The sequence below is a fragment of the Hippea sp. KM1 genome, from assembly GCF_000526195.1.
In the GTDB taxonomy this organism is placed as follows: domain Bacteria; phylum Campylobacterota_A; class Desulfurellia; order Desulfurellales; family Hippeaceae; genus Hippea.
Genome location: NZ_JAFP01000001.1, coordinates 380,694 through 398,623, shown reverse-complemented (window position 1 = coordinate 398,623; position 17,930 = coordinate 380,694). Strand labels below are relative to the sequence as shown.

General features: G+C 43.7%; 17 protein-coding genes, 1 tRNA gene and 1 riboswitch. Of the genes, 8 read left to right on the top strand and 10 right to left on the bottom strand.

Going from position 1 to position 17,930, the window contains the following annotated elements:
• Positions 1-11: 11 nt before the first annotated feature.
• From cobA to D891_RS0102045, 6 genes are read right to left on the bottom strand one after another with little or no spacing between them, the layout of a single operon-like run.
• Positions 12-728 carry a uroporphyrinogen-III C-methyltransferase gene (gene cobA / locus D891_RS0102070; protein ID WP_025209385.1) on the bottom strand — a complete coding sequence of 239 codons (717 nt, stop codon included), beginning with the start codon at positions 726-728 and terminating at the stop codon, positions 12-14.
• A complete protein-coding gene (locus D891_RS0102065) occupies positions 718-1,512 on the bottom strand; it encodes an ABC transporter substrate-binding protein (RefSeq protein WP_025209384.1) in 795 nt (264 codons plus the stop codon). Before D891_RS0102065 ends, cobA begins: the two co-directional genes overlap by 11 nt.
• On the bottom strand, positions 1,457-2,188 hold the full coding sequence (locus D891_RS0102060) for an ABC transporter ATP-binding protein (protein WP_025209383.1): 732 nt from the start codon (positions 2,186-2,188) through the stop codon (positions 1,457-1,459). The genes D891_RS0102065 and D891_RS0102060 overlap by 56 nt, the downstream gene beginning before the upstream one ends.
• Positions 2,181-3,140 carry a FecCD family ABC transporter permease gene (locus tag D891_RS0102055; RefSeq protein ID WP_025209382.1) on the bottom strand — a complete coding sequence of 320 codons (960 nt, stop codon included), beginning with the start codon at positions 3,138-3,140 and terminating at the stop codon, positions 2,181-2,183. Before D891_RS0102055 ends, D891_RS0102060 begins: the two co-directional genes overlap by 8 nt.
• The gene (locus D891_RS0102050; RefSeq protein WP_025209381.1) at positions 3,137-4,111 is read right to left on the bottom strand and encodes a sirohydrochlorin cobaltochelatase; all 975 of its coding nucleotides are present in this window, start codon (positions 4,109-4,111) and stop codon (positions 3,137-3,139) included. Before D891_RS0102050 ends, D891_RS0102055 begins: the two co-directional genes overlap by 4 nt.
• Positions 4,108-5,424, bottom strand: coding sequence for a cobyrinate a,c-diamide synthase (locus tag D891_RS0102045; protein ID WP_025209380.1), 1,317 nt, complete (start codon positions 5,422-5,424; stop codon positions 4,108-4,110). The genes D891_RS0102050 and D891_RS0102045 overlap by 4 nt, the downstream gene beginning before the upstream one ends.
• Positions 5,425-5,477: 53 nt before the next feature.
• A riboswitch (cobalamin riboswitch) is annotated at positions 5,478-5,646 on the bottom strand.
• 43 nt (positions 5,647-5,689) lie between these two features.
• On the opposite strand from D891_RS0102045, the gene cbiD reads away from it, so the two are divergent.
• The 8 genes from cbiD (at position 5,690) to D891_RS0102005 (ending at position 13,250) form a co-directional block, all read left to right on the top strand.
• Positions 5,690-6,667, top strand: a complete 978-nt coding sequence (gene cbiD / locus D891_RS0102040; RefSeq protein ID WP_025209379.1) for a cobalt-precorrin-5B (C(1))-methyltransferase CbiD — start codon at positions 5,690-5,692, stop codon at positions 6,665-6,667.
• On the top strand, positions 6,654-7,268 hold the full coding sequence (locus tag D891_RS0102035) for a cobalt-precorrin-7 (C(5))-methyltransferase (protein WP_025209378.1): 615 nt from the start codon (positions 6,654-6,656) through the stop codon (positions 7,266-7,268). Before cbiD ends, D891_RS0102035 begins: the two co-directional genes overlap by 14 nt.
• Entirely contained in the window at positions 7,261-8,010 is a 750-nt protein-coding gene (cobM, locus tag D891_RS0102030) for a precorrin-4 C(11)-methyltransferase (protein ID WP_025209377.1), read from the top strand. Before D891_RS0102035 ends, cobM begins: the two co-directional genes overlap by 8 nt.
• Positions 7,994-8,776, top strand: a complete 783-nt coding sequence (locus tag D891_RS0102025) for a cobalamin biosynthesis protein (protein WP_025209376.1) — start codon at positions 7,994-7,996, stop codon at positions 8,774-8,776. Before cobM ends, D891_RS0102025 begins: the two co-directional genes overlap by 17 nt.
• Positions 8,766-9,488 carry a precorrin-3B C(17)-methyltransferase gene (gene cobJ, locus D891_RS0102020; protein ID WP_025209375.1) on the top strand — a complete coding sequence of 241 codons (723 nt, stop codon included), beginning with the start codon at positions 8,766-8,768 and terminating at the stop codon, positions 9,486-9,488. Before D891_RS0102025 ends, cobJ begins: the two co-directional genes overlap by 11 nt.
• Entirely contained in the window at positions 9,485-11,122 is a 1,638-nt protein-coding gene (locus D891_RS0102015; RefSeq protein WP_051453546.1) for a phosphoethanolamine transferase, read from the top strand. Before cobJ ends, D891_RS0102015 begins: the two co-directional genes overlap by 4 nt.
• A 67-nt stretch (positions 11,123-11,189) precedes the next feature.
• Complete coding sequence (gene metF, locus D891_RS0102010; RefSeq protein WP_025209373.1) at positions 11,190-12,035, top strand: methylenetetrahydrofolate reductase [NAD(P)H]; 846 nt, start codon at positions 11,190-11,192, stop codon at positions 12,033-12,035.
• A gap of 9 nt (positions 12,036-12,044) precedes the next feature.
• Positions 12,045-13,250, top strand: a complete 1,206-nt coding sequence (locus D891_RS0102005) for an MFS transporter (protein WP_025209372.1) — start codon at positions 12,045-12,047, stop codon at positions 13,248-13,250.
• On the opposite strand, the gene D891_RS0102000 is transcribed toward D891_RS0102005, so the two are convergent.
• The 4 genes from D891_RS0102000 to D891_RS0101985 form a co-directional block, all read right to left on the bottom strand.
• Positions 13,228-14,814, bottom strand: a complete 1,587-nt coding sequence (locus D891_RS0102000) for a DEAD/DEAH box helicase (RefSeq protein ID WP_025209371.1) — start codon at positions 14,812-14,814, stop codon at positions 13,228-13,230. The genes D891_RS0102005 and D891_RS0102000 overlap by 23 nt on opposite strands.
• Before the next feature lie 155 nt (positions 14,815-14,969).
• Positions 14,970-15,054, bottom strand: a tRNA-Leu gene (locus tag D891_RS0101995).
• A 45-nt stretch (positions 15,055-15,099) separates the two neighbouring features.
• Positions 15,100-17,403 carry a cytochrome c biogenesis protein CcsA gene (ccsA, locus tag D891_RS0101990; protein ID WP_156919051.1) on the bottom strand — a complete coding sequence of 768 codons (2,304 nt, stop codon included), beginning with the start codon at positions 17,401-17,403 and terminating at the stop codon, positions 15,100-15,102.
• Between the two features lie 12 nt (positions 17,404-17,415).
• Positions 17,416-17,913 carry a ferritin-like domain-containing protein gene (locus tag D891_RS0101985; protein ID WP_025209369.1) on the bottom strand — a complete coding sequence of 166 codons (498 nt, stop codon included), beginning with the start codon at positions 17,911-17,913 and terminating at the stop codon, positions 17,416-17,418.
• Positions 17,914-17,930 lie beyond the last annotated feature (17 nt).

Below are 17,930 nucleotides of genomic sequence, written 5' to 3'. Positions count from 1 at the left end.
CAAAAACAATACTACTTATCTAAACTATACCTCAAAACATCGCCAATGACAACAATAGCCGGGGGTTTTAGGTCTTCCCTTTTTTCTTTCAAATCCTTTAAATAGAAAAACTCCACTTTTTCATCGTCAAAACCCAAATTCATGCCCACGGCCACAGGTGTAAAAGGATCCATGCCCCTATCCATCAACAGTTTAGATATAAGCGGAAGGTTCTTTATGCCCATGTAAATCACAAGCGTCATTTTCAGCCTTACTATGGCATCCCAATCGTATTCCTCCTCTATTTTGTTATCCCTGGTATGCCCGGTAATAAAAATAACACCGTTTGAAACACCCCTAACGGTAAGCGAAGTCTTAAGCCTTTCGCATAACAAAGAGGCGGCAGTTACGCCTGCTATCCATTGAACCTCCACATTCAACTCCTCAGCAACAGCCACCTCCTCTGTTGCTCTTGAGAAAAACGCAGCATCCCCTCCCTTTAGCCTTACAACCCTCAAGCCCCTCTTTAGGTACATCCTTATCATGTCGTTAATGGAATCCTGTGAGGGGTGTTTTTTATAGGGCTGCTTCCCGACAAACACCTTCTTTGCCTTAACGCCCTCCAGAATTCCAACATCTATCAGTCTGTCATGCAGTATCACATCGCAATTCTCTAAAGCCTCTCTCAACTGATTTGTTATCTTGCCCTTATCTGGCGGTGTTGAGGCTATGACAAGCTTAGCGGCCATGCTCACTCCAGGCTTTAAAAACCTTATACAAATAGACGGCACTATCGAAGGAAACCGTATTGGCCCTTAAAAACCTGCTCTCATCCACCCTAACAACCTCCATGTTGAGCTTATTAAGCAGAGCCCTTTTGTTGGGCGGTGTGGGGTTTTTGTTCATCGGGCCCACCTCATAGATATAGATATCGGGCTTTTTTAAGAAAACCACCTCTGGCGATGTTCTGACAAAATACTTATCCCCATCTATCACATTTATGCCTTGAGCTGTTTCTATAATATCGTTAACTATCGATCTTTTACCAGCAAGGATATAGGGCATCTGCATAACCTCAAACACCACCTTCGGCCTTCTCTTTAACTTTTCAATCGTTTTAAGCCTGGATTTCAATTCCTCTATAAGCCCCTCTGCCTGCCTTCTTTTTCCAAACAATGCCCCTATCTCTTCTATGCAGGACAATATACCCTTAAGCGTCTGTGGATTGTAATAGTAAAACCTCACATCCTTAAACATAGACTCATCCAACTCATTCTTCCTCTTTAGAACTATCATATCTGGATGCAAAGACCTTATAATCTCTATATTGGGTCTTAAGTGGGTGCCTACCCTTTTCGCATTCTCAAAACCCTTAACATGCCTTGTTATACCCACAACCCTATCTGTAAGCTTAAGCTTTTCAAATATATCTGCGGCATCCGGTGCAAGTATAACAACCCTATCGAAACAGAAACCATTAAATGAAAACAAAACGCCCAGAACAAGACCTAAAATCCACACCGTATGCTTCATGCAGCACCCCCGTATCTAAATCATTCGGTTTCCCATCAAACACCACACGGCCACTTTTTAGGATAACAACCCTATCAAAGAACGCTATGGCAAGGTTAACATCGTGTATCGATGCAACTATTGTTTTCTCTGTCTGTCTGATTTTCTTTAAAATGGACAACGAGTGTTTAATATCCAGATTGGCAAACGGTTCATCAAAGATATTTATCGGGGTATCCTGATTGATAGACCTTGCTATCATCACCCTCCTTTTTTGACCACCGGATAGCTCAAAATAGCCTACATCCTTAACATCCAAAAGGTCAAACTCTCTCAACACCTCAAGCGTCTTTGTTTTATCCTCATCGGTAAAATAACCCTTGCTGTATGGATACCTGCCCAAAAGAACAATATCGTAAACACTTTGAGAAAAAAGCACATCACTAAACTGCGGAAGGAAGGATACAATCCTGGCTTTTTCCTTCTTATTAAGCCTGCCTATATCCTTACCATCGACCAAAACGCATCCCTTATCGGCCTTCAAATTGCCCGATAGAACCTCAAGGAGTGTGGTCTTACCGCTCCCGTTTTCGCCCAATACGGCAACCTTCTCCTTATCCTCCACAGTCCATTTATCTATATGCAAAACAAACCTATCCCTTTTTAGGCTCACATTCAACGCCTCAAGTTTAGCCATACCACAGGCCCCGTCTGTTCTTAACCAAAAGCCAGAAAAAGAAGATACCGCCGACAAATGATGTTAAGATGCCAACAGGCAACTCCTCAGAAGACGGAGCAATGCAACGGGAAAGCACATCAGAAACCAACAAGAACAATCCCCCAAAAACAGATGAACCAGCTATAACATCCTTAGAATCATAGCCTATCACAGCCCTGACAATGTGTGGTGTAATCAGGCCAACAAAGGCTATTATGCCGGAAAAACTAACACCAACAGCCACCAAAACAGCAGAGAGACCAAATGCCAGCATCCTTATAAACCTTACATCCAAACCCAACGACATAGCACTTACCCTGTCAAACAAAAGCACATTCATATCTATAGAGAGTCTCAAAAACACAAAAAACACAACAACAAACACGGCCAAAAGCAGGTAAGCCTTGGTAAAGCTAACGCTAAAGAACCCACCCATGAGCCAGAACACTATGCCGCCAATGCTTTCCTGATAGATGTACTTCAAAAAACCGATCAAGGCCGTCGATACGATATTTAGCACTATACCGGCCAAAATCAGGGTGGTGTAATCCAAAGAATCCCTGGATAGAACCAAAACCAAAGCCATACCAACAATGCCAAACAAAACGGCAAATAGTGGAATAAATACGGCATTTACACCCAAACACAGGGCAAGGACAGCGCCAACCGCAGAAGAAGACGATACGCCGGCTGTAAATCCGTCTGCTAAGGGGTTCCTTAAGATAATTTGCAAAACCGCCCCGCTCAAACCCAAAGAGGCGCCAACCAGATAGGCCTCCATAGAGCGGGGCAGCCTATAGCTTAAAATAATACTCAGATCTGTGCTATTCAGCCTAAAGGGGTCTATCCACACAGCACCAACCAATAGGCTGACACAGAAAGCAACAAGACTCAAAAGTCCCAAAACAAAGAGGAACAGATTGGTTTTCATTTCAGCTCTATATTGTTATCCTTTGCAACATCCCTTATGTGCTGTATGTATATATTCACCCATTTGTTATTCTCACCGAGGCCGTGTATATTGCAAATTACATCTATGCCGGCCTTTTTGAATGCAGACCTCCAGGAATCCTCATCCTTACCACACATATCGTTGTTCGCATGATCCCCTGCAACCACCATCAAGGGCTTAAGGACAACCCTCTTTATACCTTCTCTTTTAACGCTATCGAGTGTATCCTCAAGCGATGGAAAACCCTCCACCGTCCCGACAAAGATCTTGTTTGTTTTATACATCTTCCTCAGCTGCTTCTGAAGCTCCGCATAGGCGCCTGTGGAGAAAAACTCATTTCCATGCCCCATATAAACCAAAGCCGCCTTCTGTTTTTTTGCAAATGCAACATCGTCTGCTAACGCTTTAGCAGCTATCTTGATATCCTCATGGTAATCATACCTCCAGACATTCCTCCCCAATGCAGGCCTTCCAACCACAAGCTTCTTAAACGGCATATACTTCTCTTTCATGGTCTTGATAGCGTTCAGACCGGCCACATAGGAACATAGATCGTGAAACTCCTCACCGTCGTAAATATGCGTCGGCTGAACAATAATCGTTTTATACCCCTCATCCTGCAAATCGGCTATTGTGGCAAGAGGGCCCTTTATATCCAGAAACTCCTTAGCCTGGGGGTATTTCTTCAAAAACCCCTCATCGTGCCTTCTTTTATGCCATATATGCCTGATGATATTGGATGTAAAGGCAAACACAACCTTCTGGTGAGGAAAGGCCTTCTTAACCTGTTTTTCTATATTCAGAATGTCCACAAAACCGGTGGGATAGGTCGTGCCAAAATCAGCAAGCACAATGGCCACCTTACCCTTATCCGCATGGCCTGCAAACCCCACATTAGAAAAGACCAAAACCAACAGAACAACCAACACAACTTCTAAGACCCGCCTCATAAAACACCTCCAAAAAGAAAGTTTATCAAATCACGGTTCTTCAATGAAAAATAGAAATGCGTATAGCTCGCCACGGTTTTATTCCTAATAAAACCATCGCCGTATTCCTCTTGTGTGGTCAATTTTTTTATCCTGAAGGCATAAGGCTCATTGACCATTTTTAGACGGGAATAGTGAAACTCATGGCCAATCCCGCTAAACTGCCCATCCAAAGCCTTAACAAGAACATAGCCTAAGGCCTTACGGTTTTCTGTCATCTCACATACAGCATCAAAAACACCGCAAAAATTGAAAAATCTATTGTTTTTAATGAGTCCTTTGGTTAAATAAACCATACCACCGCATTCGGCAAGCAGCGGTCTATTTGAGTTTACATGTTGAAGTATACTCTGCATTGTCTTCTTTGAATGAACAAGCCTTTCGGCATACAGTTCAGGATAACCCCCACCCAGATAAACAAAATCCGCACCACAGACATCCTCATCCTTTAGGGGGGAGAAGAAGTGTATCTCAAAACCCAACTGCTCCAAAAAATCCAGATTGTGTTGATAATAAAAGCTAAAGGCCTCATCAAAGGCCACAAAGGCTTTTTTATCCTTTGGTTGTTCGTCCTTTGAATCAACAACCCCAACATCGCACCAAGATAAATCAAGCATGCCGTTTAAATCGACAGACAAGCCGATCTTTCTTGCAAGCTCCTTATAAAATTCATCCTCTGTTTCAAATGCCGTATATACACCCAAATGCCTCGATGGTAATGAGGCAAGCTCGCTCTTTCTCAATGCACCAAATACCTTCACACCCGCATGGTATTCAATGGACGATCTGACCATCTGTTCATGGTAAGGGGATCCAACACCATTCAGAATTACACCACAAACAGAGGCATCCCGTGATAAGGAGACAATACCCTCAACAAAAGAGGCAACAGAATAGGAAACGCCAGATACATCCAACACCAAAAACACCGGCAAACCCAAAATAGAGGCCACCTCATAGCTGCTCCCCTTGAATGTCTTATAGTCAATACCGTCAAAATACCCCATAACGCCCTCAACCACTCCAACATCCGCCCCCCTCATGCCCCAGGCAAATGTTCTTTTAAGCTCATCGGGGGACTCAAAAACCGTATCCAGATTATATGCGGGATTGCCAGAGGCTTTGGTTAGATGGAGTGTGTCTATATAATCCGGGCCGCATTTAAATCCGACCGTCTGCAAACCACGCTCCCTTAAAGCCGAAAGTATACCCAGCGTTATCGTGGTTTTACCGCTATTGGACCTATCGGCAGCTATGAGGAATGATTTTTTCACAACGCCAAAGATGAGGAGTCTATATCGATAAACATAAAAAACCTCCCAATACCCGGGGAATATTAGGCTTGCAAGGTCTTCTGGCTTAGGGGCAGATAGCCTACTTGCCCGCCTTCCCGCCTATTAAGGCAGTGGCATACTGGGCTTTCGTTCCCCATCACAGCTGCGGGTACAGCGCCGGACTTTCACCGGACTTCCCTACGCAAACCCATTAACTTATTTCAAAAACTTTGATTTTTGTCAAGTAATTGTTAAACTTAAAACCATGAGAAGGGGATTCACAACAGGCTCTGCTGCAGCCGCAGCAACCAAGGCTGCAATCATATACCAAAAAACCTCCAAGCTCCCCGATTATGTGTTTATTGAGCTTCCAAATAACAAAAGACTCAAAATTCCCGTATTCTTAGAAGACGGCTTGGTCGGTGTAAGAAAGGATGCAGGCGATGATCCAGATGCAACCAATAACATAAAGATCTTCTCAAGAATCGTAATAGAAAAAGGCAAAAGAGGTATAACCATTGACGGAGGAGAAGGCGTTGGACTGGTAATAAAAAAGGGGCTGCAAGTGGAGGTGGGCAAAAAAGCCATAAACCCAACACCCCGAAAGATGATTGAGGAAAACGCACTCCCACTCATAAAGGACAACGAGCATGTCTTTGTTGAAATCATCGTTCCTGAGGGCAAGAGGGTTGCAAAGAGGACATTTAACGAGCGATTGGGGATAATAGAGGGCATATCCATCTTGGGCACAACAGGCATTGTTGAGCCTATGAGTGTTAAGGCCCTAATAGCCTCTATTGAGTGTGAGATAGATGTGTTGATTGCAAACAACGAGGACTATTTCTTTCTGGTCCCTGGAAAGATAGGTGAGAGGCACCTAAAGAGCATAACGGATACACCCTGCGTGCAGGTCAGCAACTATTTTGATGGAGCCTTCAATTACCTAAAACGCAAGGGTATAACTAAATTCGGCATAGCAGGCCATCCAGGAAAGATAGCAAAATTGGCTATGGGCTATTACAACACCCACTCCAGATTCTCACCCCAGGCCACACACCTAATAAAGGCCATTGAAGGAATAGAACAAGATGTCAACACCACCGAAGAGATATGCCAGATAAAAGGGTCATACGGCCTAAACAGAACAGCCCTGCTGGTTAAGGAAAAGATACATGCGGATTTCGGCTTCGATGTTGATGTGATACTATTCGACATGAAGGGGCGCATCGTTGGAAGGGCATAGGTTCATATACATCATATCTGCAGGTTGCGGTTCTGAAGACTATCTGACCATCAAGGCAAAAAAAACGGCAAAAGAGATGGATGTGCTGATAGGCCATAAGCGATTCAAAAGCCTATTTGATGCCCCGTTTGTTGAGCTTAAGAACCTATCGGACCATTTAGATGAACTAATAAGGCAATACTGGGGCAAAAGAATAGGCGTTGTTGTTTCAGGCGATGCAGGCTTCTTCTCGTTGGCAAAGACGATATACAAAAGATACGACCCATACATAGCCGAGGTAATACCGGGTATATCGTCTTTTCAGCTCTTGTTTGCTAAACTAAAGAGGGGTTATGAGGAGGTGGGTTTCTTTTCTGCCCATTCCCAAAACCCAATTAGCTTAAGCCTGCCCAAGGAAAGCTTTGTCTTGCTATGCGGAAAAAACAAAACAGAAATCTTGGATGCCTGGCGGGATTTATCCAAAGACTTCGATATATTTGCAGGCTGCAACCTATCGCTTAATGACGAGAGGGTTTTTAAGCTAAAAACGGAAAAAGACATAGAGGCACTTAATGAGTGCAAGCTCTGCATACTGTTTTTTGAAAGGAAAAACGATGGCTAAGGTCTATTTTATAGGCGCAGGCCCAGGCGATAAAGAACTCATCACCCTAAAAGGCTTAAATCTGCTAAAGGGGTGCGGCGTTGTTATATACGCAGGAAGCCTGATAAACAAAGAGATCCTGTCGTTTGCCCAAACCAATAAGCTCTATGACTCATCCAGGCTAAACCTAAAACAGATTATAGCCATAATGGAGGAGGCGATAAACAACGGGCTTGATGTGGCAAGGCTCCACAGCGGTGACCCATCCGTATACGGTGCGATAGCCGAACAGATCAGCGAATTGAAGAAAAAGGGCATAGCGTATGAGGTCATACCCGGCGTTGGAGCAGCCTTTGCAGCAGCAGCCAGATTGGGGGTTGAATTAACGATGCCTCAGCTCTCCCAAACCATTCTAATCAGCAGGGTTGAAGGAAAAACCCCTATGCCCTCAGGTGAAGGCCTAAACGAGATAGCAAAATGCTCAGGCATTATATGTCTGTATTTATCTGTTGATAAGATAGAAGAGATAACAAAAGAGTTTCTAAAACACAGAAAACCCGATACAGAGGTAGCCGTATGTTATAGGGTATCCTGGCCTGATGAGATGATAATAAAAGGGACGCTTGAGGATATATCAGAAAAGGTGAAACAGAGCGGTATAAACAGACAGGCCGTTATAATCATCGGCGATGCACTAAAGGGAAAACCGCAGGCATACTCAAAGCTGTATGATGAGAGCTTCTCACATGGATACAGAAAATAGCACGGCATTTGTGGTTATAAGGGAAGAGGGGTTGAAGATAGCCAAAACCCTAAAAAACTCACTTGGCGGGGTAATCTTTGCAAAAAGTGGAATAGAAGGGGATGGCCTTGTGCATTTTGACAGGCTAAGGGAGCTGTTTGAGAAGCTGTTTAAATCATACAGAAGAATCATAGGTATCATGGCCACAGGCATAGCCGTTAGAATGGTTTCGGGTCTTATGGAAAGCAAATACAAAGACCCTGCCGTTGTGGTGGTGGATGAAGGTGGAAGGTTTGCCATAAGCCTATTGTCCGGCCATGAGGGCGGAGCCAATAGCCTAACCTTACACATTAGCTCCATTATAGGGTGCCAGCCTATAATAACAACGGCCACCGAATCGTTAAAAAGGCATGTCGTGGGAATAGGCTTTAGAAAGCATACCACAAAAAACCAGATTAAAGAGGCCATATTAAAGGCTCTAAATATGGTAAACATAGAAACATGCGATGTTCGGTTTATATCAACATGCTGGCATAAGGCAGGCAATAGCAGCCTAATCGATGCATCCTCTGAATTGGGATTGCAGGTAAGATTCCTGCCAAGGTTTCTATACGAAAATGAGCTTTATAACTTTAAAGAATCAACAGCCGAGAAGTATTTAGGCGTAAAGAACATAGCCGAGGCATCCGCACTCCTTGCATCGTTCAACCCTAAGCTTATATTAAGAAAGACCGTATTTGATGGGGTAACGGTTGCTATAGCAAGGGAGGGGGCATTTGGCCTGTAAGCTGTTTGTTGTCGGTATAGGCCCAGGCTCAACAGACCTTCTAACAATAAAGGCAAAGAGGGCTATAGAGGAATCATCAGCCATCTGCGGCTATACAACATACATAAGATACCTTTCTGATTTAATAGAGGATAAGCTGATATTCTCAAACGGCATGGGTTCTGAAACAGAGAGGGTAAAAAAGGCCATAGAGTTAGCAGAAAACGGCATCACAACCTCGATTGTTAGCGGTGGCGACTCCTCAGTTTACGGTATGGCTTCCCTGGCGGTTCAGCTTGCATCGGATGGTATTGATATTGAGATCATACCGGGTATAACGGCCGCATTGGCCGTATCGGCAAAGGTAGGTGCACCAATAAGCGACGATCTGGCTATCATATCGATGTCTGACCTATTAACGCCGTGGGAGGTTATAGAAAAGAGGATAGAAGCCGTAAATATAGGCGATTTTGTATGCGCCATTTACAATCCAAAAAGCAAAAATAGGAACTGGCAGCTTGGGTATGCGCTGAAGAGTTTTTTCAAGCATAGAGGCGATCTGTGGTGTGCATCCGTAAAGAACTGCTGCAAAGAGGGAGAGTTGGTTAAGATAGACCGTATCTCCAACTTCGATTACGATTTTGTGGATATGGCAACGACGGTAATTGTGGGCAACACCAAAACAATACTAAAAGATGGAAAACTCCTGACCCCGAGGGGGTATAAGATATGACCCAGATAATCAAAAGGATAAAAAACATTCAGTTGAGCCAAACCCAGATCATCTTACTCGCATCGGCGTTTTTTGTGATCTTCGACAACAAGGTCTTCTTCAGCCACTCATACCAGATATACAAAACCAGGCCGCTTTTTTTGGCCTGCCTGGGTATATTCCTATTTGTCGTTATAGCGCTATCGCTTGCAATCATACTCAACAGATACATCCTAAAGCCCTTCTTGAGTTTTCTATTTATAGCATCGGCTGCAGCCTATTACTATATGGATGAATACGGAACCATAATAAACTCCAAGATGATAGAAAACATCTTCGAAACAGACACAAAAGAGGTATACGACCTGTTGAATATAAAGCTGTTTTTGATCATACTGCTTGTTGGCATTGTCCCGTCTGTCTTGTTATGGATGATAAAGATCAAAAAGAAGCCTATAAAAGAAGAGCTAAAAGACAGGCTAAAGCTTATAGCCCTATGCATTGCAAGCTTGCCGTTGTTATACATAGCGTTTCCCAAGGCGTGGGTATCATTCTTCAGAACGCATAAAAGGCTCAGGATGTATTCAAACCCCACATTTTACATGTATTCATTAGGGGAATACATAGGAAAAACATACCTCATCAAGCCGATGAAGTTTAAGCATGTGGGTTTAGATGCAAAACTCATACCGCAAGAAGGCAAACCCAAGCTATTGATATTCGTTGTGGGTGAGGCTGCCAGATATGACCACTTTTCTCTAAACGGATACAAGAGAAACACAAACCCTCAACTGAGCAAGATAAAGAACCTCATAAGCTATCCCGACATGCACTCATGCGGAACAGAGACGGCCGTAAGCGTCCCCTGTATGTTCTCATTCTATAGCCGCAAACACTTCTCGGTAAGAAAGGCAAGACACACAGACTCGCTGCTTGACATACTATCAAGGGTTAAGGTCAATGTTCTATGGAGGGAAAACAATTCAAGCTCAAAGGGTGTGGCAAGCAGAATCAAAAACTATGTGGATCTGAAAAACGCAAACATAAAGCCGTACTGCAACAGATTTGAATGCCACGACGAGATACTCCTTTATAAGCTTCAGGATTGGCTAAACAATATACACAACAACAGGCCCGTCTTTATCGTGCTCCATCAGATGGGCTCCCACGGACCTGCATATTACAAAAGATACCCCAAATCGTTCGAAAGATTCAAACCGGTCTGCAAAACAAACCAGCTGCAAAAATGTTCAAGGCAATCCATAATCAACGCATACGACAACACCATACTATATACAGACAAATTCTTAAGCGAGGTGATAGACTTCCTTAAGAAAAACCAGAGCAGATACAGGGTAGCCATGATATATGTTGCAGATCACGGCGAGAGCTTGGGCGAAAACGGGATATACCTCCACGGCTTGCCATACTTTATTGCACCAGATGTGCAAAAGCATCCGGCAGCGATTGCGTGGTTTGGCAAACATTTTGGTATAGATATTAACTGCGCAAAGAAACTGTCAAAGAAGCCGTATTCGCACGACAACATATTCAGCACGGTCTTGGGCTTGTTGGATGTAAAAACAAAACTATACAACCCAAAACTGGATATGTATAGGGCCTGCAGAAAACAGACAAACCAACAAGCCAACTGATTGGTCTTGAACTTTCCCGTGTTTTTATTAAACTATCGTAGTTTTGCAACTCTAAAGAGGAGGGTCTATGAGGATATCTGAGATACTCAACAGTAAAAAAACAACCATATCATTTGAGTTCTTTCCGCCAAAGAAGGCAGAAAACGAGCACACGCTGTTTGAGACCATAGAGGTGTTAAAAAAGCACAACCCGGATTTTGTATCGATAACATACGGGGCAGGTGGAAGCACAAAGGACAAGACAATCGATTGGACGCTAAAGATAAAACAGACATACCACCTAAACCCCATGATGCATCTAACCTGCATATCATCCAATAAGGAAACGGTGGATACCATAGCTAAAACCCTTAAGGAGAACAAGATAGACAACATATTGGCACTCAGGGGCGATATACCAAAAGACTTCAACCCATCAACAATGGAGTTTAAATACGCATATCAACTAATTGAATACCTAAAGAGAAACTGGGACTTCTCCATCGGTGTGGCAGGATACCCCGAGGGCCATCCAGAATCGCCATCGCTGGAAAAAGACATAGAATACTTAAAGATGAAGATAGATGCAGGCGGTGAATTCATAATAACGCAGCTGTTTTTTGATAACACCAAATTCTTTGATTTCATAGAAAGAGCAGAAAAGGCCGGCATAGATGTCCCCATAATTGCAGGCATAATGCCCATTTTAAGCCTTAATCAGGTTAAAAGGTTCGTCGAGATGTGCGGTGCAACCATACCGAAAAAGCTGATAGATAGCCTGACAGGTAAGGATAAAGAGGAATCATACAAAATAGGCACCGACTATGCAATAAAGCAGTGTGAGGAGTTGTTAGAGGGGGGCGTTAGAGGCCTGCACTTCTATACCCTAAACAAATACAACGCCACAAAAGAAATAATAGAGAGCCTATTCTAAGAGCACCCATTGAAAAACAGAGAAACCAGAAGCGGCGTCGGCTTTATCATACCCCTTGCGGTGTTTTTGGGTGGAATTGGTGGGGGCATAGTGTTTCCCATCTTGCCCGTTTTGGGGCTAAAACTGGGATTAAGCGCATTCTTCATCGGTCTAATCATAGCGGCAAACAAGCTCAGCAGGGTGCTGTTTAACCAAATAGCAGGCGCTGCAATAGACGCCTTCGGCGGAAAAAGACCGCTAATAATCGGATTGATCGTTGAGGCCATAGGCAGCGTTTTCTATATAGCATCCCTAAAAATGCCCTATAGTGGATGGATATTGCTTTTTGGAAGAATAGTATGGGGGTTGGGATCGGCGCTGGTTTTTATCTCTGCCAATACAATAGCCCTAAACCTATCAAAACGGTCAAACAGGGGGCAGTTAACGGCAAAGGTGAGGATAGCCTTATCGCTGGGTGTGCCGGCAGGCCTTGTCATAGGCGGTATTCTATCAACCCTGTATAACGACGAGACGGCATTCTTTTCAAGCATTGTCGCATCGATAATAGGCGGTCTGGTTGTGTGGTTTTTCTTTGAGGATACGCCCATTGAATTCAAAAGCGCATTGAATATAAAGGAGTCTTTAAGGTTCATGTTTAAAAACCCGCCATCCACCATCATAGGCAGCGGTAATCTCATCACATTCTTTGCAATTCAGGGTGTGGTGATGGCAACGCTGGTTTTATTTGTAAAGCATAGACAAATACACCTAATATCAGATGACCCAAGGTTTGTAAGCGGCATAGTTATGGCATTTATGATGTTCTCCGGCGGCATTGGAGGCATAATTGCAGGCAGAATAGTGGATTCATTAAAATATAGATCAACGATAGGGATACCCTCGGTGGTCATCGTCTTTTTAGGCTTTGTTCTGCTTGCCAGTTCAAACAACACAACCGAGGTAATCATAGCCCTTATTATGATTGGTAGCGCCATAGGTATAAACAATGTCTCTCTTTTGAGTATATTGGGCGATATAACGCCTCCAAAGAACAGGGGTAAGGCCGTCGGCGTTTATCAAATGTTAGGAGATGTAGGCGGAAGCCTCGGGCCTATCTTTGGTATTCAGTTAGGTCTGGCCCTGGGTTTTGATACGATGTACATAATGACGGGTTTTATCTTCTTATTCAATCTGGCCGTATTCTTTAAGCTCCTTATGCTTGAGAAGGCCTCTTAGCCTCTTTTGCCAAAGATACAATGGGCTTAAACCCCCTCTTCTTGCTCCTGAATGCATACAGGACAACCTCTGCATCCTCAGCATCCACACTCAGAAAAGAAAACCTATCTAATATCTTAACATCCCTCAATGAGGATGGATTTATATCGGCCGTTTTACTGACAAGATCCACAAGCCTTTTGGCCGTATAGCCGTTTTGTGCACCCAGGGCGACAAACAACCTGACCCTTGAGTTGCCCAAAACAGCAGGTTCTTTAATCTCTTTGTAATTAGCCCTGTTAAGCTGGCTTGAAAACTTCAGTTTAAGCAGTTTGGCTATAATCAATTCAGCATCGTTCTGCTCCAAAAGCTCGCCCGCAACGGTTAAGTATCCGCCATCTGTCTGATTCAACTCCACATCCTCAACCAATCTCTTTATAGCCAATCTCTTATACTCCATCGCCTGCTGTATTGTGGGGAGCTTCTCCTTCTTGATTTCGGCCTTTGCAAGCTTTTGTATTAGCCTTAATTTTCTGTATTCTGAAGGGCTTACGAATGTTATGGCTACACCCTTCTTTTGCGCCCTACCCGTCCTTCCTATCCTATGGATATAGCTTTCTGCATCCTGGGGCATTGAATAGTTTATCACATGTGTTAGGCCATCAATGTCTATCCCCCTTGCTGCAACATCGGTGGCAACAAGCATATTTATCCTTCTATCCCTGAACCGCTTAAGTATCCTTTCCCGCTTATCCTGACTTAAATCCCCGTGTATCGCCTCAGCATAATAGCCCCTATCGATGAGTCTATTTGCCACATCCTGGGCATCCACCTTCGTCTTGCAGAATATAAGACCGTAAAAATCCTCAACCGCATCCCTTATCCTGCAAAGCGCCTCAAATTTATCCCTCTCGTTGACCTCAAAATACACCTGACTGGTCAACATCCTGCTCTTTTCTATCCTGACAAACTCAGGCTCTTTCATGTATTGCTTTGCAAGCCTCTTTATCTGATCCGGCATTGTTGCAGAGAACATGAACATCCTCTTTGTTTGATTGGTATGGTTTAGAATCTCCTTAATATCATCAATAAAACCCATGTTGAGCATCTCGTCGGCTTCATCCAGTATGAAATAGTCCACCTTGCTTAGATCGAGGGTTTTTCTGTTTATATGGTCTATAATCCTGCCGGCTGTGCCTACCACTATGTCGATGCCCTCTTTCAGCCTCCTTTTTTGCAGCTCAATGGACTGGCCACCGTATATAGGAAACACCTTTAGCCTCTTCTTACCCTTGAATACATTAATCTCATCACACACCTGGATGGCCAGCTCCCTTGTCGGAGCCAGAATAATGGCCTGAACATATCCAGCCTTCTCTTTTAATAAGTCAATCAACGGAAGACCAAATGCCAATGTCTTTCCTGTGCCTGTTGGCGCCTCTGCAACTAAATCCCCATCCGATTGCAGCATAAAGGGGATAACCTCACCCTGAATGGGAGTGGGCTTCTCAAAACCCTGTCTTCTGAGCGTTTTTAAAACCTCTTCGGATAACCCCAGCCTACTAAAGTCTCTTTCTGAATCCATAAAATACCACCTAAATAAATTTTGTTTAGTCGTTTGTTGCATCTGGTATTTTAAAGCCCTATTTTTGGCAGGAAAAGCTAAATGCAAGAAACAAACCAAACAGCTCAACTATACTCAAAAGCAACAGGAAAAGCAAGGAAAAAAGGCAGCTAAATTGGTGCGAGCGGGGAGACTCGAACTCCCACGCCTTGCGGCACTAGATCCTAAGTCTAGCGCGTCTACCAGTTCCGCCACGCTCGCTTGCTGGTAAACTTATATACAAGTTGTTCTATTTTGTCAACAACACTAAACCCTTCTTTTTGCAACCATATACAAAAACAATACAAGCCAGGCGGCTAAGCCAACCTCCAACACAACAAGCCAGAAGAAAGACCCGCTGCCCCTGCTATAACTGTGAAGCCCTCCAGAAATAAAGAAATTCACACCGAAATATGTCATAAGAATAAAGAAAAAGCTAAAAAACACAAAGGCAAAAAACAAAACACCATCCCTTCTTTTAAAACCCATGTGCAAAACCACAGAATAGGCCAATATAGAGATCAAGCTCCAGGTCTCTTTAGGATCCCACGACCAATAACTCCCCCAACTTTCGTTAGCCCACACACCCCCAAGCAGCGTGCCTATACTCAAAAAACCAACGCCGAGTATTATAAGTGGCTTCAAAACACCGCTGATGCGGTCAATCTCGCTCTGGAAGCTATCCCTTTTTAGATGCAAAACAACGCCAACGGCCGACAATACCCAGGTTAGGGCAAAAAAGCCGTATCCAACGGTTATAACGGCAACATGAAACAAAAGCCAATAGGAATCTAAAACAGGCACAATGGGCGTAATCTGGGGATCTATGTTATCCAGGTGCGCTATAAACATAAAAAGCCCCGCAGCAAAGAAGCTGCAGGCAAACCCCAACAGATCCCTTCTAAAGAAAACCACGCCAACGGCTGCGATACAAAAGGCAATAAAAACCAAAGACTCATAAGCATCAGACCACGGCATATGCGAGGCTATATACCATCTAAGCCCCATATTCAATGCATGGATTATAAAAACAACCAACCCAAAAGACCAAAAAACAGCAGAAAGCCTCTTAAATCCAAAGGATGCAAACATGGACAGAACGCTTAAAGAAAGGTATAACCATGTCAATTTTGAGAACAGATCCAGACGGTTATAGACTATCTCGGCCTTTATCTTTAAGTGGCTGGGTATAATGGGGCTTGAGAATTCCTTTTGAACCCCACTGATTCTTTTTGAAAAATACGCCATACGGGTGCAGTTTAGCTGCCTGGAGCTATCTATGAGTCCTTCAAATAATCCAAACAGGCTTTCGGCAAGATGCGGTGCTCCTGTTTTCAGAAGGTCAACCCCAACCCACCTGTAATTGTTATCAACCGAATCGACCACAGGAAAAAGCCTGAATATGCTGCCATTAAACACAGAATAGGCCACATACAGCCTATCGTTCAGTTTTAACAGGTTTTTTTCTGTTTTGGTAAGTTCTGATGGGGGTTTTTTCATTGCCAATGCCAAATCGCCTGCCAATTTGAACTCACCGTCTGGATAGAAGAAGTCCTCATAAGAGGCGTATTTTGTGTTTATGCCCAATCTTGACTCTATATTCCTGTCGTTTACAAGTATAATCTTTAGCTTCTCAAACAATTCAGGATAGCTAACCATGCCCAGAACAAGCTGGTTGTAATCCATTCCATACAGACGCCTTTTGCCCGTAAGCTTTAGCGATATGTTAAGATCAAGCGTATCCATAGGCTCTATCCTGCCGTTCTGCTGAACCATAAGATTGGCCCAAACAACAGCCACACAACCAGAGGAGTCAGCCCACCCCTGGATATCCATAGAGTTGGAGGTAAACGGATACAAGATCGACAGAAAAGCAAAGAAAACCACCCATCTTCTCTTTAAAACCCCTACCAAAAACAGCAAAAAGCCCAGGCTAAACACAAAATAACCAGCATAAACAATCCAAACACCTGGATCCTTTTTAACAAGCAAAATCGTGCCGCCTTCATCCGGGTCATAACTCATCTGATAGAAAACATAACCGTTGTATTTCAACGGGTGGTTCATGTATATCTTAAACCTATAAGACCTATCCCCATCCGTAATGGTAACGAAACTCTCATACCCGCTGGCCATGTCGCTGCCCGGGTATCGCTTAACAACAAACCGATCCAGTCTAACAACAAAACCCAAATCCCTATGCACACCCTTTTGAGAGTCGGCAATATCGACAAGATTTGAGGCCTCCATCTCCCTCAAATGGAGTATGCCCTTAAAACCAAAATGGCGACTAACAAAACCCCCAAGCAACATCAAGACGATGCCTGCATGCAACATAAGAAGAGGGGGATTTTTATAAAGCCTATGTTTTTTAACAACAAGCAATAGATTTATACCAACAAGGAAGAATAACCCCTCAAACCACCACTTCGAATAAACAGCCCTTACAGCCTGCTCAAAACTCAACTGCAGAGTGGCATATGAAAGGATACAGATTATAACAACAAACAGAAAAACGGTGGTTTTAAGGGAGGATAAGAATTTCATGGAGAGTCCAGAAACGGAGGGCACAAGCCCTCCTGCTTATCTTTTGCCTGTCAAGATGCCCACATCCTCCATCAAGGACTGCAGATCCTCTTCATGCTCAACCTCGTCCTCTAAAATCTGCAGGGCTAAATTATAGGTGATGGGGTCTTTTGTGTGTGTAATATCGATAAGATCCTTGTAAACCCCTATAGCGCACTGCTCACCTTTTATGTTCTGTCTCAATATCTCCTCAACGACGGGGTTCTCTGGGGCATCATAACCGCAATTTGTAAAATCATACCACTGGGCCGGTTTTAAAATAGGGGTGCCTCCAAGCTGTATAATCCTATTTGCAACCATCTCGGCGTGTCTAAGTTCATCGTTGGCATGCTCTATCAACTCCTGTATTACCGCCTCCTTCATAGGGCCCTTAACCAACTTTGCCCCCAGCCAATACTGATAATAGGCAAGCCACTCATCGGCATAGGCCTTGTTTAACAGATTGATAACCTCGTTTACATCCATTCCGACGATCTCGATGCCTTTGCTTCCCATAATTACACCTCCCAAAA

Excerpts from the sequence above, each read along its gene's own strand:
- cobA (WP_025209385.1), bottom strand. The coding sequence starts at position 728 with ATGGCCGCTAAGCTTGTCATAGCCTCAACACCGCCAGATAAGGGCAAG.
- D891_RS0102065 (WP_025209384.1), bottom strand. The coding sequence starts at position 1,512 with ATGAAGCATACGGTGTGGATTTTAGGTCTTGTTCTGGGCGTTTTGTTT.
- D891_RS0102060 (WP_025209383.1), bottom strand. The coding sequence starts at position 2,188 with ATGGCTAAACTTGAGGCGTTGAATGTGAGCCTAAAAAGGGATAGGTTT.
- D891_RS0102055 (WP_025209382.1), bottom strand. The coding sequence starts at position 3,140 with ATGAAAACCAATCTGTTCCTCTTTGTTTTGGGACTTTTGAGTCTTGTT.
- D891_RS0102050 (WP_025209381.1), bottom strand. The coding sequence starts at position 4,111 with ATGAGGCGGGTCTTAGAAGTTGTGTTGGTTGTTCTGTTGGTTTTGGTC.
- cbiD (WP_025209379.1), top strand. The coding sequence starts at position 5,690 with ATGAGAAGGGGATTCACAACAGGCTCTGCTGCAGCCGCAGCAACCAAG.
- cobM (WP_025209377.1), top strand. The coding sequence starts at position 7,261 with ATGGCTAAGGTCTATTTTATAGGCGCAGGCCCAGGCGATAAAGAACTC.
- D891_RS0102025 (WP_025209376.1), top strand. The coding sequence starts at position 7,994 with ATGGATACAGAAAATAGCACGGCATTTGTGGTTATAAGGGAAGAGGGG.
- D891_RS0102015 (WP_051453546.1), top strand. The coding sequence starts at position 9,485 with ATGACCCAGATAATCAAAAGGATAAAAAACATTCAGTTGAGCCAAACC.
- metF (WP_025209373.1), top strand. The coding sequence starts at position 11,190 with ATGAGGATATCTGAGATACTCAACAGTAAAAAAACAACCATATCATTT.
- D891_RS0102000 (WP_025209371.1), bottom strand. The coding sequence starts at position 14,814 with ATGGATTCAGAAAGAGACTTTAGTAGGCTGGGGTTATCCGAAGAGGTT.
- D891_RS0101985 (WP_025209369.1), bottom strand. The coding sequence starts at position 17,913 with ATGGGAAGCAAAGGCATCGAGATCGTCGGAATGGATGTAAACGAGGTT.